Source organism: Frankia torreyi, assembly GCF_000948395.1.
In the GTDB taxonomy this organism is placed as follows: Bacteria; Actinomycetota; Actinomycetes; order Frankiales; family Frankiaceae; genus Frankia; species Frankia torreyi.
The window spans coordinates 183,976-198,175 of sequence record NZ_JYFN01000003.1 but is presented as its reverse complement, the minus strand read 5'-3'; the positions used below and the strand labels follow the sequence as shown (position 1 = coordinate 198,175).

The 14,200-nt window shown below is 61.4% G+C and carries 10 protein-coding genes and 2 pseudogenes; all 12 read right to left on the bottom strand.

Annotation, left to right across the window (positions count from 1 at the left end):
* Nucleotides 1-231: 231 nt before the first annotated feature.
* Nucleotides 232-1,092 carry a polysaccharide biosynthesis C-terminal domain-containing protein gene (locus tag FF36_RS35330; RefSeq protein ID WP_157871697.1) on the bottom strand — a complete coding sequence of 287 codons (861 nt, stop codon included), beginning with the start codon at nucleotides 1,090-1,092 and terminating at the stop codon, nucleotides 232-234.
* 665 nt (nucleotides 1,093-1,757) lie between these two features.
* Entirely contained in the window at nucleotides 1,758-2,600 is an 843-nt protein-coding gene (locus FF36_RS36945) for a glycosyltransferase family 4 protein (protein ID WP_339325590.1), read from the bottom strand.
* 254 nt (nucleotides 2,601-2,854) lie between these two features.
* Nucleotides 2,855-3,877, bottom strand: coding sequence for a glycosyltransferase (locus FF36_RS32320; RefSeq protein WP_082121632.1), 1,023 nt, complete (start codon nucleotides 3,875-3,877; stop codon nucleotides 2,855-2,857).
* The gene (locus FF36_RS32315) at nucleotides 3,864-4,931 is read right to left on the bottom strand and encodes a glycosyltransferase (RefSeq protein WP_082121631.1); all 1,068 of its coding nucleotides are present in this window, start codon (nucleotides 4,929-4,931) and stop codon (nucleotides 3,864-3,866) included. Before FF36_RS32315 ends, FF36_RS32320 begins: the two co-directional genes overlap by 14 nt.
* 129 nt (nucleotides 4,932-5,060) lie before the next feature.
* A pseudogene (locus FF36_RS40630) lies at nucleotides 5,061-6,062 on the bottom strand (glycosyltransferase family 4 protein); the annotation flags it as partial.
* Nucleotide 6,063: 1 nt separating this feature from the next.
* A partial coding sequence (locus tag FF36_RS40625; protein WP_422615067.1) for a hypothetical protein occupies nucleotides 6,064-6,248 on the bottom strand: 185 nt, incomplete at its 3' end.
* Nucleotides 6,249-6,336: 88 nt separating this feature from the next.
* Nucleotides 6,337-7,143: a WecB/TagA/CpsF family glycosyltransferase gene (locus FF36_RS40620; RefSeq protein WP_157871696.1), complete on the bottom strand. Its 807-nt coding sequence runs from the start codon at nucleotides 7,141-7,143 to the stop codon at nucleotides 6,337-6,339.
* Nucleotides 7,144-7,328: 185 nt separating this feature from the next.
* On the bottom strand, nucleotides 7,329-9,206 hold the full coding sequence (locus FF36_RS03300; RefSeq protein ID WP_044883454.1) for a DUF4012 domain-containing protein: 1,878 nt from the start codon (nucleotides 9,204-9,206) through the stop codon (nucleotides 7,329-7,331).
* A gap of 529 nt (nucleotides 9,207-9,735) precedes the next feature.
* The gene (locus tag FF36_RS03295) at nucleotides 9,736-11,634 is read right to left on the bottom strand and encodes a sugar transferase (protein ID WP_044883453.1); all 1,899 of its coding nucleotides are present in this window, start codon (nucleotides 11,632-11,634) and stop codon (nucleotides 9,736-9,738) included.
* Between the two features lie 441 nt (nucleotides 11,635-12,075).
* Nucleotides 12,076-13,149 carry a succinyl-diaminopimelate desuccinylase gene (gene dapE, locus FF36_RS03290; RefSeq protein ID WP_044883452.1) on the bottom strand — a complete coding sequence of 358 codons (1,074 nt, stop codon included), beginning with the start codon at nucleotides 13,147-13,149 and terminating at the stop codon, nucleotides 12,076-12,078.
* 157 nt (nucleotides 13,150-13,306) lie between these two features.
* Nucleotides 13,307-13,755 (bottom strand): annotated as a pseudogene (locus FF36_RS36935) (DapH/DapD/GlmU-related protein); the annotation flags it as partial.
* Nucleotide 13,756: 1 nt separating this feature from the next.
* On the bottom strand, nucleotides 13,757-14,149 hold a 393-nt coding region (locus FF36_RS36930; protein WP_479686772.1), incomplete at its 3' end, for a 2,3,4,5-tetrahydropyridine-2,6-dicarboxylate N-succinyltransferase.
* Between the last annotated feature and the right edge of the window lie 51 nt (nucleotides 14,150-14,200).

The window sequence follows — 14,200 nt, the reverse complement described above, 5'->3', positions numbered from 1 at the left end:
GATACCAAGATCCTCTTTGGTATCGACGAAGAAGGGCTACAGGGCCAGATCGCGATCCGATAAGAGAAGGCCAAGGGCAAAGCCCACTCCGACGGCCGGAAGACTCTAGCCGTGAAGGCTACCTTCGCCCCTCCGGAACGACCACCTAACGGCACCGCAAAAACATACTGTTGTGATCACGTACTACAACAGGCGCTTACAGGAGAGGTCTCAGCGGCACCAATTGAGGTTTCAATCGGTGCCTACAGAGCTTTTTTTACCAAATACATCATGGACACGGGAAGAGATTTCTGGCGGGCATATGCTAGACCTCCAGGAGAAGGTGGCCCACAAACAGAGGCTAACAACAACCGCACAGATGCTCAGCGTGAATGATCGATGCAGCAGAGCTACAGGGGCAGTTACGATAGCGGTAAGACAGCTCAGAAGCAAAAGGGGAGACCATTCAACCGAGGATCTAGTGCGCCTTCGAATTTGGACATTTAGAAATCGACTAGAGAAAAAGGTGCCGATCATTGTACCGACGATTGCACCGTACATGCCGATTAGAGGCATCAGGACGAAGTCTGTGGCGACATTCATCGCAGCCGCCATTAAGAAGACCTTCCGAACCAACTTTTCGTTACGAAGAGTGAAGAGCACCGCAATATTTGCTCCACCACCCGATATTCTTCCCAGCCAAGCCACGACCCCTATCAGGACCAGGTACAGCGCCAAGCCCGGATACTTCCCATGAAACAGTATCACGCTAAGACCAGGTCCAATTGCGATCAGTATCGCGAGAGGCCAACTCGACAGGAAAGCTGTGAGATAGGTCATTCTCTGCCACGACTTTCCTAGCTCAAACTTCCCCGATTCTGCATACGTCGCGGAGAATCGGGTCAAAGTCATACTACCGATTCCTGTCAGAAACACTGTATTGGCGGCGGTCGTGAGACTGAAAGCCAGGGCGTAGGTTCCTACCGAGGTCTTGTCGACTGCCACTATTCCTGCGATAATAAGATCGCCTTGCCGATTCAGAATATTATTGGTCAATCTATATACAGTCAGATCAACCAAAGGTCGCCAGCCGCGGTCGGCAAGGTTCGGCATTCGGACAGCATCCCGGAATGATAGTCGCACTGGTTTCAGCAGCCGACATGAGAGAAGAACACAACCCGCGGTCCGCAGTGAGCTGAAAATCAACGTAATAGTGAGGCAAGAGATCGATGACGATGGGCGTACGAGTAACGTCGCGCTCGAGGCAGCGATGACCGCAGCTATATTGAAAATGCTAGGTACTGCTGGGCGTAGAAGCGACGCCGTCTGTGCCACTACTAGATCGTAAATCGAATTAGCAACGACGATGCAGCCTACAATCGCTAGCGACGTCTGATCGCAAACTAAAAGGATACCAGCCAAGAGGGTGAGCGCAAGTCCCACGAAAGCCCGGGAGGCAAGTGCCTCCGTCCAGATCGCTCTATCTCTAGGATTGGCCGCGAGTGCTCGCTGTAGCGATTCCTCGACCCCAAGTGACATCACCGTTGCCGCGATGAACGCTATAGAGAGGTCGACGACAAGCTGGCCATATTGACGAGACGGAAGGACGTTAGCCTGTACTATGCTCGACAGAAATACAGCCGGGAATTCGACAAGTTTAGTTATCTGAAGCAGGGTCGCCGCCCGGGCGAACGTGGGGCCGCCACGCTGCCTTCGATGCCTACTCATCTGGACCTTGCTCCGCTCGCCGTCTGCCTGACCCAAGCAACCTCAAATTTTCACGCATCGGGCCTTCGTTGACCGCGTACACACGCGTACGTCTCCTCCGCCGCGTGCTTCCACGAGAACTCTTCTGCGCGTTCCCTCGCCCGCCTCGCCATCTCCTCTCGCAACGCAGTGTCGCTCATCAACCGCTGCAATTGCATCCGCAACTCGGCTTCGAGGTTCTTGCGGCGAACATAGATCGCGGCATCGCCGGCAACCTCACGTAGCGCGGGTGCGTCGCTGGTCAGAACCGCGCATCCCGCGGCCATTCCCTCCAGGACCGGCAGACCAAACCCCTCATCCATCGACGGATACACCAGGATTGAGCTGATAGCCAGCGCCCGAGCCACATCTTCATCGGGCAGCCAGCCTGTCCATTCGACGAGGTCATCTTGTACAAGCGAGCGAAACTCGGCAGACTCGTCAGCTGTCAACCATCCAAGCTTTCCAATTATTCGAAGTCTCCATCCCGGTAGATCAACTTTTCGAAAAGACCGGATTAGCGCCGAGACATTTTTTCTGGGCTCTATAGTCCCAAGATAGGTGACAATATTCTCGCGAGGAAGGGGGTCTTCCCCTAGATTAAGTGAGGGCCCTTCATGGATTACATGAACCTTTCCCTGACACATCGGCAGGTGCCTAAGTACAGCATCTGCGACGTACCGCGTCGGAACGATTATGCTACTGGCCGAAGATGCAGCTCGTCGCAGGAGTGCGCGATGGAATACACGGTTCCTAGCTGTATGCCGGTCCGGAATAGTAATCGGAGTCAGATCATGAATGGTTAGGATAGTACCGGAGACCAGACTCGGAACAAGTAGTGATTCAGGTGACCAATATTTTTGATGCCGAGCCATTTCGGCAGCAACGCCATGGAAGCGCGCGCCCTCAGAGAGTGCAATCAATCGGAAATTTTTCTCCGGTCGCCACGCGTCAGCGCTATTGGTAAGCACGGTAATATTCGCATTTGGCCAGTTGTGTACCAGCTGCTTTGTATAACGTCCAACACCAGTTGGACGATGATCTGCACTACGTCCGTCAACAAATAGCATGGTTAACTCCGTTCAAAATGATGTCGTCCACAAAATCTCCAACGTTCCAGAGAAGGACTTCAGTTGATAGCCGCATCCGTAAGGATCTCTTCAATTCGCGCGTAGACACGGTCTCGACGAAAGCTCTTGATATATCTCTCTCGCAACATCCCCGCATCTTCTGCAATTGCTTCCAGGATCTTCGCCGAGATTTCTTCCGGCATATTCGGTTTGTTTTCAACTACCGACTCCCGGCCTAGTGCCCAGCGTGCTCCACTAACGTCGGTTGAAACTACCGGCACAGCCGCAGCCATTGCCTCGAGCATTGCTAGAGAGAGACCTTCCCATTTTGATGTCATCAGCAGCAATCCGCCCCGCTCGAGTTCCTTCCGTAGATCACGCGCGGCTCCGCAGAAATTGATTCGGTCACTTAAACCGAGTTCCAATACCATTTTCTTGCATTCAGCAAGTAGTGGACCTTCTCCAAACCAGCAGGCCGATATGTCGGGGCGCGCCTCTATGACTCGGGCACAGCTCATAATCCAAAGCGAAGGGTTCTTTTGTTCCGTCAAGCGGCCAATACCCAGAATTCGCGCGTGCCGTGGGCGTTGTACGGGAAGATGTAGTAGGTCCTGCTCATGCCAAGGCACGCAGTTTCCAACTAGCCGGACTCGCGATTTCGCCCTCTTGTAACCGTGGACTACCATTGCCACCGTGCTAGGACTCACCGCTGCAATCCGGTCCGCTCGGTACGAAAGTGCTTTCATATCTCGCCCGGGAAGCTCCACGTGCGCGTGCTCAACTATTGGCGTCTTGGTGACGATGCGAGCAGGAAGCGCCGCCAGCGCCTGGCGCCGCCAATGTACATGCATCACATCGGCGCCTCGACCCACACGTATCAGTGTGTTGGTTAGCTCCGAGTCTTTGTCGGTTCTCAGATCGACAGTCTCGACTTTGCCGATCAACCGCCTCCTAAGGGCGCCGCCCTCCGGCGCGGCGAATAGTACTTCATGCCCGCGCTCGGCAAGCCAGTTTGAGAGGTCGATGATGACGCTCTCAGCGCCCCCCAAATTGGGCCGCCTCGAGACTTCAATTATCCTCATTGGGGTTCCTGGTTAGGTCTACTATTCGCTGCAACCGAGTATCCGAAGTCCATGCTGCGGCAAATTGTCGACGAGCGATATCCTTCTTTTCCTTGGCAAGAATCTCTTCTAGAATATCAGTGTTTACATCCGAGGTCACATGGACATCGGCATGTAGCCCGACAAGCGAAGTAGCGCTGACGGCGATTACAGGAAGGCACGCCCAGAGATAATCCCATACCTTCAGAGGGAAGCTTCCATCGGAGTATTCTCCCTCTGCAAGCGCTATAACTCCAACATCGGCGTCCCGAAGAACGGGCCATAGATCTTCCCTGCTCAGAGGTCCAAGCATCCTCACATTTGTTCTCTTTTGTAGGCCTGAAATCTCCTCAGCCCCCGCGGCTAGATTCTCTCGCTTCCCGACGACAACTAGCTCACTGTGCGGAATGTCCGCGATCTTATGGAGCACTCGAAAGTCGAGCTTATAGGTATCGAGTGCTCCAACATAGACAAATCTTCGGCGCGGTGTCCGGTCAGGAAGTGGCTCATTTCCCCAAGGAGGTGGAAGCACTGCGCCTGATAGATAGGTCGCTTCGACACCGTGCCGGCGCAAATATTGGACCACGCCAGGAGATGTTCCTGTCACCAGATCTGCCGCATGGGCGAGCCTTTTTTCTGCGATTCGCAGCGATAGTTTGCTCGCCGTACCTGAGTACCAGGGCTGCGCTTCATAAATGTCGACACAGTCGTAGACTAGGTTCAACGGCTCAAATAGGCGTGCCAGGCCGAGCGACATCGGGTCATAGGTGAGTAGTAGGTCCGGCCGTCCTCCAAGATAAGTCGTTACCTGGTCAACCCAACGGTTCGCCAGGGAGGATCTGATCTTCCTCGTTGGAAGATAGGCACGGCCCGACCAGGGGACCCAGGGTCGGGCCCTTGTCACGAGGATGCTGTTGTGTATCTCCCAGTGGGCACCTTGTCGGCCTACAACTTCACAGTAGGCAGTCTTACCGAATTTCGACAAGGCTCTCGCAGCGTATTGCCTATTGGTCGACGTACTGTGATTCCACTGCATGTTACTAAGTACTACCGAACGCACTACTAATCCCGTCTTTGTCTTAAGTTCGACCCTCTGTCATGTCGACAAAGTTTTTTGTAGATCCAAACAATATTTTCGAATGTTATAATATATTGAGATAAAAGATCATTCAGTGAACGTGGCGGTTCTGGAACTAAGAAGATCTTGATATAGGGCCAAATAGTTTTCCGTCATAGCTTTCAGCGAGAACCGCTTATGAACAAGCGTTCGCCCCTCCCTACCCATGGCCAACGCGGACGCAGGATCATCGAGCAACCTTAGTACCCCATTACTTAGCGACATAACTGAAGGTTCCGCAAGTAACCCTGTAATGCCATGTTGAACTTTATCGGGAATTCCTCCAACAGCTGTCGCCACCGTCGGCCGGCCATGAGCCAACGCCTCAAGTACAGTCAGGCTGCTACCTTCGAACCTTGATGGTTGTATGAATAGGTCCGCCTTCGATAGAAGAGACTGGGTAGTCTGGTCGTCTAGGTCGCCGACAAGGCTCGCGTATCGTTCCAATTGGAGTATTTTTATTTTTTGAATTATTGTTTCAGATAGAGGACCTACTCCAATATGCAGCCATTGCAGCTCTTTCCCAGCAGTCCTGACGGTAGCCAGAACATCGGGTAGAAGATCGTAACCTTTGTTGCCTACAAGACGGCCGATTGACACCATCAGCTGTCCGGATGGTCGAGGATACTTCGGGTTTGACGTAACGTTGCCGGAGTATCTCTCGAGAAGGTCAGTGTTGACCGAGTTGGGGATTACTCTGATTTTTTGCTGATCAGATCCCAAGTTGGCTTCAACTGTCTCCACCAGGCGGGTATCTGTTGCAATCACTACGTCAGCTGCGGCAGCTCCGGATCGCACTGAGTGGCGCTGCCAAGTACAAGATGCACGCCCCCGCAGAGTCGTTTGATGAAATTCTTCCATGCCATGAGGATTGAGTACTCGGATGTGTCCTCCAGGAAGTGCTGCGAGAATGCCCGCCGCAGCGCCGTGTACGTGCATAACGTCGTTCGATCTTAGTCGTCCATGCAGCGTTCTCCGGACTCGTGAAAGCCAGATGGCATACGCGGCGCTTGCGTTGAGAGAAGAATTTTGAATGACTGGCCACGAGACNAATATTACGTGCCGAAACTTCTGATTTTCCACCATGGGGATCGGTCCGGATGTTACTAGACGAACCTCGGTTCCGGCTTCTATTAGGCCCTCGGTGAGGTCAGCCACCGCCCTTTCGAGACCGCCTCGGCCGTGGAATCCTGCCACTGCCCTGCTGACAATCCAAACCCGTCCGACTGCAGTCATCTCAACCCCTGTCTCCGGTCGGACATCGGATATAGCCCGGAGCATGCAATTCGCTTCCGCCTTTTCAAACGTCTGCGCGTGGGCTGGATCAGTCGTCTTGATGCGTCGACTCGCGGGTAGACCTATGAAGCAGGATTTCTCCGATCGCATATGGAACGAAGGCGAGATCCCGGACCAAGTATCGCCGCCACAGGCGTCGAAAATCGGTACTGAGGCGCCACATCCATTCAAGTCCAATCTTCTGGACCAGTCTGGGGGCACGTCTTTGCCGCTTCGCTAGGAAATCAATAGCGGCACCCGCGCATATGATGACCGCCGGGCTAAGCGTTTTGCGGTGGTAGTCAGCCCAGATTTCCTGTTTTGGCATTCCAAGCCCAACTACGACGATATTTGGCCGGTTATGTGCGAGTTCATCGACCAAGGTGTGGTCGATCTTCCCTCCAATCACGTGGTTCATGGGCGGTGTGACAACTATGGGTGGTTGGAGGGTTGGATGGCGCCGCTGCAGCTCCCGAGCGGCCGCTTCCCCTACCCCCTCCTCTCCCCCGAAGAGGGCCAGTTTCAGACCTCTCTTTGCCGCCAGATCGCAAACAGCTGGAACCAGATCCGCACCGGTTACGCGTGAATGCAGAGTTTGACCCACTAGACGGCTGAGAAGGACGATTGGCGAGCCATCCGCGGTTACCAAGTCAGCGTTGTTGTATGCACGACGTAGACGCGAATCGATTCGGAGCGTAAGTGCGTGATCAACGTTACATGTGACTACCACTCCGCCCCTCGTGGATGAGAGGCTCCCGATTATTTCAACCGCCTCGTAGAGGCTGACATCGTCGATATCGACGTCAGAAACTCTTTTTTTTGTTTTTTTTGACCGCAAATCGACCGTTTTTTGCATGGCGCCACTCTCCGCTAGAGACGGCTTAGCGCCGTTTTCTTCGTTTACAACACGAAATTTTTTTGAGGCGTAGGTAATCCGTGCGTGTACCATACTTCCCCCGACGGCTTTCAACTTGCGTTTACTTTTTGATCCGGATAATATGCCGCACGGAAAAGGTTGAAGATAGGGCCATCTCTTTCTTACTAATTTCTGATACAGTTTGCGACTGAGGTCTCATCAACAGACCCCGCCTCTACAGCACGGGCCATCGGTTGAATTGGCACGATGGGCATTTCATATCTAACTGGCTCCCGAGTGTTGACGGTAACTTCGAGTGGGAGTCTGGGTGTCGGGTAGATCCACATTGTTATTCTGGGATGGCCAAGTTCAGTTCCGCTGTTAAAATTGATTTGTTTGCCGTCTAGAGCTACTCCGGTTATCTCGGCTCCCTCTGTCATGTAGATCGAGAGCTGCAGCCGGCTTTGGCCTGGCGGATAGGTGCCTCGGGGCGCATCGATGCGATCCGTAACAAATGTCGGCAGGTTTGACGGCGCTTCATTGGTGAGTTTCACGGCAATTCGGCCGGACCGGTGGTCGCCGTTGCAGGTGCCGAGGGTGTAGGAGATATTGCGGTCGAGGTAGTAGTCGAGTTTCGCACCGGAAACGTTGTTCAGCACGATCCCCGCATACGGCGCCGGGCCCTGGTACATCTCCCCGGTAAGATGCGCCTGGCGCAATCCGGCCATCTCCTCCGCCCGCGGCGACCAGATCTGCAGGCGCTGGGCCCGGCCGGCGTCGCCGAGCTCGGCGAGCAGTTTCCGTGACGGCGCCTTGCCGTTCAGTGCCGCATGGAACGCCGCCTCCGCGACACCGCGCAGGAAGTCTTTCCGATCGCTGCGTTTGCCGTCGTACTCGGCGTAGGCGTCGACCTCGACGATCCTGGCGACGTTGTCCGCCGTGGCCACCCGGCCATCGGGTAGCGGAACCGGTCCGGTGGCACGCAGCAGGTGGGCGAGCATCTCCGGGTCGGCCGCGATAACCCCGTCGATGTGGGTCCCGAACTGGTGCTCGTACATCGCGGCCCACGTCCGGCCGGCGTAGGGGAAGTGCGGGCTCGAGTTCGCGTTCGACCAGATCGCCCCCGGGAACAGTGGGCCATAATTCTGGTTGAACTCCGGCCCCAGATCGACGACCGGCAGTGGAAAATCCCGCAGTTCAGTGTTGGACGCCGTCCTGACGAGATCAACCTTGCCGTGGTTGGCCGTTAGCACACCGAAGACGCCGAGCAGGCCCCCGGTCCCCTTGATCTCGGCGTTGTTCTGGAAGGCAATGAAATAGGTGCGGGGCCCGTTGGCGCCGAGCATTCCCGGGCCGATCCGCACTGCCTCTGCCGCCCCGTCAAGCAGGCTGCTGAGCTTACCGATCTTCTCGACGGCCTCGGACCGGGCCTGGCGCACCGGTCCGAGCAGTCCCGTCGACGGTAGAGACTGCACCCGCCGGCTCGCGACGCTGACCTCGGTGCTTCCATTGATGATGGGTTCGCGCGCCTCGTCGAGCGCGGCGAGATCGACCGTGCCGTCCCGGACGAGGGTGTCCGGATTGATCTTGTCGGCGACGGCGACGAGATTCGCCAACGGGCCGTCCGCCAGATCGTCGAGCGACACGACCAGCTCACGGGTGGTGCCGAGGCTCGACCCGACGAAAGGCAGTTTCGAGCCGAGCCACCAGACCGGGCCAGCCGAATGGCTCCGCGCGCGCCCGGTCGCCGCTCCCACCTGGGCGAGGGTCTGCCGTGCGGCGGGAACGTCGCCGTCGAGGGCTCGGTCCTGCAACACCCCCAGCTTGTCTGGGGCACCGGCGAGATCCGACCGGACCCACAGGACCTGGCCGACGAGCACGCCGGCGGCGAGCAGGATCAACCCACCGACCACAACGACTCCGGCCACGGTGAACCGCCGCCGCCGACGGGAACGCTGAGCGGCCGCCGCAGCGCCATCCAGCGCCCCGACCGCCAGCGCGGCACCCGGCACCGACTCGTAGTCCGATCCGGTGATGGCCGGCGTGCGCTTTACGATCAGCACATGCTCGGTACGTTCTTCTCCGCCGCCAGGTTTCCCAGGCACACCGTCTCGCTCCCGTTGCCGAATGATCGGCGTGGTCGCGTCCCCCGACGACGGTTGGTCCTCGTTCAGTACGCCCCCCTACAGCACAGAACTGCCCATACGGTACACCCCGAAGGGGTAGTCACCTCGAGGGAGGTGACTAGTTCTGGATGTAAAGCGGCTCACGGTGGAGCTAATGCGCCTGCCTCTGAGGTCAGAGCATCCGGAGGCTTGCTGCCGGCAGTGCCGACCGAGCTGCGCCACCGACCAGTGATGGACGTCATCCACCTTCTCGGCTACCTGCATTGGCAACAGCGGCCCAACTCGAACCCGTCAAGCTTGACCCCGCCCGGGTTGCGGTCGCCCAAATGAACTCGCTACGAATCCACCCGGTCCACACAACGGTCGGATTTAGGGCCGTGGGGGTGCGCAGACGCGCCGCGTCCGTGGACCGAGCTGTCGACGTGGACGCGGCACGTTCTCCTCTGTTATTCGGGCCAGGGCCAGCTCAGTACGCGCCTTCGCGGCGTAGGACGGCGAAGACGGTGCGCCACAGGATGTAGAAGTCAAGCGGTAGTGACCAGTTCTGGACGTAGCGCAGGTCGAGGCGAACCGACTCGTCCCATTCGAGATCAGATCGGCCGGAGATCTGCCACAGGCCGGTCAGGCCCGGTTTGACCATGAGGCGGCGGTGAACTTCGTCCTCGTACTGAGCGACCTCGGCGGGCAGCGGTGGGCGCGGGCCGACGAGAGACATCGTGCCATTGGCGATGTTGAGCAACTGAGGTAGCTCGTCCAGCGACCACTTGCGCAGGAACTTGCCGACCTTCGTGATCCGGGGGTCGTCGCGCATCTTGAACAGCAGGCCCTCGGCGCGCTCGTTCTGCGCCGCCAGCTCCGCCTTGCGCGCCTCCGCGTCGACGTACATCGAACGGAACTTGAACATGGTGAACGGCCGGCCGTCGCACCCGACCCGGGTCTGGCGGAAGATCGCCGGGCCGGGGCTGGTGAGGCGGACCGCGAGCGCCAGCGCCACGAACAGCGGCGAGGACAGCAGCAGCACGCCGATGGCCACGCTGCGGTCGAACAGGCCCTTCACGGCCCGCCGCGCGCCGGTCAGCTCCGGTTCCTCGATGTGCAGCAGCGGCAGGCCCGCCACCGGGCGGATCGAGATCCGCGGGCCGGTCACGTCCGTCAGCGCCGAGGAGACCAGCACGTCGACGTCGCTGCCCTCCAGCATCCACAGCACCCGGCGCAGCGTCTCGCCGTCCATCTGCGGGCTGATCGCCACGGTGGTCGCATGGGTCGCCCGGATGGCGGTGTGCAGGCTCTCGGACGTGCCGACGATGGGCACACCCAGCAGGTCGAAGCCGCCGCGGTCGGCGTAGTCGTGGCTGTGGCGACCGGGCGAGCGGTCCAGCACGACGCCGACGACCGACCAGCCCGCGGTGGGGTCGCGCCGCGCGAGCCGGACGAGCGACGCCGCCGAGTCGCCGGCGCCGACCACGAGCACCCGGTGCAGGCCGCGGCCGCCGCGGCGCAGGCGGTGCAGGTAGCCGCGGGCGGCGCAGCGGCCGAGCACCGTCAGCAGGAGCGCGGCGGGGAAGGCGATCAGGACGTACGCGCGGGCGAGCTCGGCCTTGGTCGCATACGACAGCACGGCCACGACCGCGGTCAGGTGCGCGGCGGCGTTGAGGACCCGGCGGAACTCCTCCGACCCGCCGCCGAGGAAACGGCTCTCGTAGGCGCGGCCCAGGAACATCGCCAGCACCCAGACGACGGGCAGCACGACCGACATCGCCAGGTAGGGCTTCGCCGACACGGGCTTCAGGTCGAACTCGACCACACCGCCGAACCGCACGAGGTAGGCCACGCCGGCGGCGATCACGCAGGCCGCCGCGTCCGAACCCATCAGTAACCAGCCGAACCTGCGCTCCCAGGGCACCCTGGCCCGGTAGCCCTCGAAGCCGTCGGCGCGGTCCTCGGGATCGAGCGGGACGCCGCTGCCGGCGCCGGCCTCCCCACGGGCACCGCGGCCGCCGGCGGCCCCGGGCCAGCCGGCAGCGTCACTCTCCGCAGTGGTCCCGAGCCCCCCGAGGACATAGCTCTCCCCCGCGGCCCCGGCCCCGCCGAGGGCATCCCCTTCCGCCGTTTCCACCCCGCCGAGCGCGCCGCGCTGCGCGCGCGGCCGCTGTACCGGGATCGCCTGCTCCGTCATGGGCAGGGCAGGCCGCGCCCCGACCTCAGCCACCTGTTTGAGACGCGTCGGAAGCGACCTCCGGTCGATGTTGGTCAGCGTGCGTTCGTCGTAGGCCTGGTCGCTTTTGTCCGATTCATCGCCATTGGGTCCGGTCTTCGGGTCGCCCCCCGACCCGATCCTGGCATCGCTGAAGACAGTGTCCGTCACCTGGCTGACCCCCCATGGTCACGACCCTCGTTGGCCGACGACGACGGAAAGGGGCTCGCAACACCGACAGCCCTGGTCACGGCGCATGACGCTGCATCCCGGTCACCGGCCGAGCCCCCCTGGCCCGCCGCATCACCGGCCCTGCGGACCCCCCGTCCGGCCGGCACTGTACGTGCGCACCCAACTCTAACGTCCTAGCATCGTCAGTTCTATGCCGGCATCGCGTGATGGCTCGTGTGCGTGACATAAATCGCTACTCGACCGATTCGCGCCAAATTCTTGCCGGATGCGCTGCTCCCCGTTGGGCGCATGCCGGACGGATCGTGAGTCGATCCACCTTCGAAACATGTCATAAACGGGCAAACAACCCAGACGCGGGCAACGATTCTAGTGACGCGCGGTGATGGCCTGTCGCGGCCAGGCGATCAGGCGGTCAGGTAGTCAGACGGTCAGGTAGCGGCGCAGCAGCCGCTCGCCCTCGTCGATCGCGGCGAGCTCCACGTACTCGTCGCGGGTGTGGGCGAGGTTGGGATCGCCCGGGCCGTAGTTCAGCGCGGGGATGCCGAGCTCGGCGAAGCGGGCGACGTCCGTCCAGCCGTACTTCGCCACCGGGACACGGCCGGTGGCGGCGACGAACGCCGCGGCGGCGGGCGCCGCGAGCCCGGGCGGCGCGCCGGCCGCCAGGTCGGTCAGCTCCAGGTCATAGCCGTCGAAGACCCCCCGGACGTGGGCGAACGCCTCCTCGGGCGTGCGGTCCGGCGCGAAGCGGAAGTTCACCGTCACCCGGCACAGGTCGGGGATCACGTTGCCGGCCACGCCGCCGTCGATGCGGACCGCGGACAGCCCCTCGCGGTAGGTGCATCCGTCGAGCGTCACGATCCGAGCCCGGTAGCCGGCGAGCCGGCCCAGCACGCCCGCCGCCTTGTGGATGGCGTTGTCGCCGAGCCAGGAGCGGGCGGAGTGCGCCCGGGTGCCGGGCAGCGTGACGACGGTGCGCAGCGTGCCCTGGCAGCCGGCCTCCACCTCGCCGGAGGTGGGCTCCATGAGGATGGCGAGGTCCGCGTCCAGCCAGTCCCGGTGCCGCGCGGCGAGGCGGCGCAGCCCGTTGCGGTCGGCGGTGACCTCTTCGTTGTCGTAGCAGATCCAGGTGACGTCGTGGCGCAGCGCGCCCGCGTCGGTGATCGGCAGGGTGGCCGCCAGGCGCAGCGCGATCGCCACGCCCGCCTTCATGTCGGAGGTCCCGCAGCCGTAGAGCCGCCCGTCTACCACCCGCGCGGGCAGGTTGTCCGCCAGCGGGACGGTGTCCAGGTGCCCGGCGAGCAGGATCCGGGACGGCCGACCGAGGAAGGTCCGGGCCACGACCGCGTCGCCGTCGCGGTCGACCCGCAGCCCGTCGATCGCCGCGAGCGCCTTCTCCACCGCGTCCGCCAGCGCAGCCTCCCCGCCACTCACGGACGGCACGTCGACCAGCCGCCGGGTGAGCTCGCCGACCGGAACGGTGAGATCCAGATCCATGCCGTCGACCCTACGGCCCCCGCGAGTGCCGAGCCGCGACCCCGACGGGGCTGGTGGCGCGGCTCGACCCACGGGGACGGAGGTCAGCCGGTGGCGCGGCTCGACCCGAGGAAACGGGCTCAGCCGGTGGCGCGGCTCGACTCCGCGGGGACGGGGGTCAGCCGGCGACGCCGTGCTCGCGCAGGACGTCGTTCAGCGCCAGCTTGTCGTGGATCTCACCCTCGGCGAGGGTGCGCAGCACCAGGATGCACGGCATCGCGAACTCGCCGCCGGGGAACGACTTCAGCCGGCTGGAACCGACGGCGACCGCTCGCTCGGGGATCTCGCCGCGCGGGTATTCCTCGCCGGTGTTCGCGTCGAAGACGTGGGTGGACGCGGTCAGGATCGCCCCGGCGCCGAGCTTGGCGCCGCGGCGGACCCTCGCCCCGTCGACGACCATGCACCGGCTGCCGACGAAGGCGTCGTCCTCGATGACGACGGGGACCGCGTTCGGCGGTTCGAGCACGCCGCCGAGCCCGACGCCGCCCGAGAGATGCACGTTGCTGCCGACCTGGGCGCAGGACCCGACCGTCGCCCAGGTGTCGACCAGGGTGCCGGCGCCCACGTNCCCGCCGATGTTCGTGTAGCTGGGCATGAGGATCGCGCCGGGCTGGACGTGCGCACCCCAGCGGACGATGGCCCCCGGCACCACCCGGACGCCGTCGAACCGGGTCTTCAGCGGCATCCGGTCGTGGTAGTGGAAGTCCCCGGCGGCCGACTCGGCCATCGGCAGAACCTTGAAGGACAGCAGGATCGCCCGCTTGGCCCGCTCGTCGACGACGACCGAGCCGTCTGCGGCGACGATCGCGACGCGGGCGATCCCGGCGTCGATGGCGTCGACGGCCGCGACCACGGTCTTGCGGGCGTCGGCGTCGTCGGGGGTCAGGTCCGCCCGGCGATCCCACAGCTCGTCGATGATGGGATCGATCGGGGAGTCGAAGCTCGTGTTGGGTGCGCTCACAGGCCCGACCTTACGAGGTCGGCGGCGGTAGCGGCCACGCCGTGGCTCCCG

Coding starts and splice junctions, on each gene's coding strand:
- FF36_RS35330 (WP_157871697.1), bottom strand. CDS start 1,092: ATGCCGAACCTTGCCGACCGCGGCTGGCGACCTTTGGTTGATCTGACT.
- FF36_RS36945 (WP_339325590.1), bottom strand. CDS start 2,600: ATGGCTCGGCATCAAAAATATTGGTCACCTGAATCACTACTTGTTCCG.
- FF36_RS32320 (WP_082121632.1), bottom strand. CDS start 3,877: ATGAGGATAATTGAAGTCTCGAGGCGGCCCAATTTGGGGGGCGCTGAG.
- FF36_RS32315 (WP_082121631.1), bottom strand. CDS start 4,931: ATGCAGTGGAATCACAGTACGTCGACCAATAGGCAATACGCTGCGAGA.
- FF36_RS40620 (WP_157871696.1), bottom strand. CDS start 7,143: ATGCAAAAAACGGTCGATTTGCGGTCAAAAAAAACAAAAAAAAGAGTT.
- dapE (WP_044883452.1), bottom strand. CDS start 13,149: ATGGATCTGGATCTCACCGTTCCGGTCGGCGAGCTCACCCGGCGGCTG.